At 44.9% G+C, this 3,033-nt stretch carries 2 protein-coding genes; one reads left to right on the top strand and one right to left on the bottom strand.

The features are described 5' to 3' along the window. Positions 1 to 431, bottom strand: a 431-nt coding sequence (locus RG47T_RS26770; RefSeq protein ID WP_253187525.1) for an ankyrin repeat domain-containing protein, incomplete at its 3' end; no start/stop codon positions are given. A 90-nt stretch (positions 432 to 521) separates the two neighbouring features. On the opposite strand from RG47T_RS26770, the gene RG47T_RS15240 reads away from it, so the two are divergent. Continuing rightward, positions 522 to 3,033: DNA translocase FtsK (locus RG47T_RS15240; protein WP_253187524.1), on the top strand; the 2,512-nt coding region annotated here is incomplete at its 3' end.

Below are 3,033 nucleotides of genomic sequence, written 5' to 3'. Positions count from 1 at the left end.
ATGTCTGAAAAATTCCCCGCCACTGACGAATGTATCGGCGCCACCCTAAATCCGTTATCGGCAGGCTGGTTTACATTAGCCCCTTTTAATATTAAATAGCGCGCAACTTCGTGGTTGCCGAAGAAGCAGGCCAGGCCAAGCGGCGTAAAACCATCCGGGGCATAACTGTTAACGGCATCGGGGCTAGTTTGCACCAGGTAAGCAACAGCATCAAACTTACCAACGGCACATGCCTCGTATAAATTAATTTCTTTAAGGTATTGGAGTATAAGATCTGCCGCCTGCGGTTTTTTAAAATAACAGGCCAGCAAAAGGGGCGAAACATGGTAACTGGTATTGTTTGTGGCAAGGTCAGGCTGCTGCGTCAGCAGATTTTTTAGTCCGATAAGGTCACCGGCACCAATGTAAGCTTCCAGTTGTTCAACACTCATGAGTCAATAATACAAAAAAATTAAAAACTATTACAAATGGTGCTTTAATCTATTAAGTTTATATTTGTATTTAAATCTGTTGAAATCAGGATGCCGCCAAAAGGGAATCAGTTTAAATCTAATAGTTTCAAGGACGAAAGTAAGCCGCGTCAGGGTTCTGGTAAAGAAGAACGCGAAAGGAAGATGCCGCGGATAGAGCTACCCGAGTTTGACCTCCGTAGCAATGGCCGTTTGATCAAGATCATCGGTTTGTTTTTCCTCATCCTCTCCATTTTCTTTTTTATTGCCTTTACAGCCTACCTGTTTACCTGGCAGCAGGATCAAAGCTATGTGTCGCATGCTAACGGCGGCTGGCATAACCTGTTTAAAACCCAGCAAGAGCTGATGGATAACGGCATCAAAGACCCTATAGTTGATAACTGGATGGGTAAACTGGGTGCATTGTTATCAGATCAGTTTATTTACGAATGGTTTGGCCTGGCATCTTACATTTTTATAGGCATTTTCATCATCATTGGTTACCGCCTATTGTTTAAGATCAGGTTACTATCGTTAACCAAAACATTAGCTTACTCGTTTTTCTGCATTATATTTTTCTCTGTTGCCATTGGCTTTGTGCATGGTATGGTATCAGATTATCCGCACTTTTTAGAGGGCGAATTTGGCTTTTGGAGTAACCGTTTATTGGATGCCCAGATAGGGCAGGCCGGCACAGGTTGCTTACTTGTTTTTGCTGGTTTAACCGTACTTATTATTGCGTACAATATCGACTTTAAACTGCCCGAGCGTAAAACTAAGGGCGGCCTAATGCCATCGAACATGGGCGAGCACGGTATAGTGCCCGAACCTGCAGACCTGGAAGGTGAAATACCCGACCCGCTGGAATGGCAGGCAAACCGCGCCCGGTTTGAGCCGCTCGAAGATAAAAGCGATGTAGACGAGGCCCGCTTGCAACAAAATGTTATTGTACATAAACCAATGGTTGCCGTTGAGCCTGTAGAAACAGAGCGCATTGTACCGCATACCACAGCGCACACCACCATACTGCAGAATAATATTTTACACGAGCCCATTACTTTAACGCCGGAGCCTTTAATGGAAGAACCGGCATATGAAGAAGAAGAACCGGCAGAGATTCCATTAACGCTCGAGATAGAAGAGGTTCGCCCACAAGCCGAACTTAATATTGAGAAGGAAACACCAAAAACAGCTAACGAACTGGTTGAGAAATTTGGAGCGTTTGATCCCAAACTCGATCTGTCCGGCTATAAATATCCACCGCTGGATCTGTTGGAGAACTACGGCTCGAACAAAATTTCTGTTGATGCAGGCGAGCTGGAAGCCAACAAAAACAAAATTGTAGCCACGCTTAATCATTACAATATTGAAATTGATAAGATTAAGGCTACCATTGGCCCAACGGTTACGCTGTACGAAATTATCCCGGCACCGGGTGTACGGATCTCCAAGATCAAAAACCTGGAAGATGATATCGCCCTAAGTTTAGCGGCTTTGGGTATCCGTATCATTGCACCAATGCCGGGTAAGGGAACCATCGGTATCGAGGTGCCAAATCAGCATCCTGAGATGGTTTCTATGCGGTCTGTACTGATGTCGGAGAAGTTCCAGAATACGACGATGGATCTGCCGATTGCGCTTGGTAAAACGATATCCAACGAAGTTTTTATTGCCGATTTGGCCAAGATGCCTCACTTACTGGTAGCGGGTGCTACAGGTCAGGGTAAGTCTGTTGGTATCAATGCTATCCTGGTGTCCCTGTTGTACAAACGCCACCCGGCCGAATTGAAATTTGTACTGGTTGATCCTAAAAAGGTGGAGCTAACCCTGTTCCGCAAAATAGAGCGACACTTTTTGGCTAAACTGCCCGATGAGGCCGATGCTATTATCACCGATACCAAGAAGGTAATTAATACGCTGAATTCGCTGTGTATCGAAATGGACCAGCGTTACGATCTTTTAAAAGATGCACAGGTGCGTAACCTGAAAGAGTATAACGCCAAGTTTGTTAACCGCAAGCTTAACCCTAACGAAGGCCACCGCTTCCTACCATTCATTGTATTGATTGTGGATGAGTTTGCCGATTTAATGATGACTGCCGGTAAAGAGGTAGAAACACCGATTGCCCGTTTAGCACAGTTGGCACGTGCTATTGGTATCCACCTTGTTATTGCCACGCAGCGGCCATCTGTTAATATTATTACGGGTACTATTAAAGCCAATTTCCCGGCCCGTTTGGCATTCAGGGTATTGTCTAAGATTGATTCGCGTACCATTTTGGATTCGGGCGGTGCAGATCAATTGATTGGTCGCGGGGATATGCTGCTGGCCATGGGGAGCGATTTAATTCGTTTACAATGTGCCTTTGTAGATACGCCGGAAGTTGAAATGGTATCAGATTTTATTGGTAACCAACGCGGTTATGCAACAGCCATGTTATTACCCGAATATGTGGGTGAAGGTGAGGCTAACAGCCCGAAAGAATTTAACGCAGACGATCGTGATTCGATGTTTGAAGACGCAGCTCGTTTAATTGTATTGCATCAGCAGGGATCAACTTCATTAATTCAGCGTAAACTAAAAC

The sequence above is a fragment of the Mucilaginibacter polytrichastri genome, assembly GCF_001911425.1.
GTDB classification, from domain to species: Bacteria; Bacteroidota; Bacteroidia; order Sphingobacteriales; family Sphingobacteriaceae; genus Mucilaginibacter; species Mucilaginibacter polytrichastri.
This window is presented reverse-complemented; position numbering and strand designations above follow the sequence as displayed.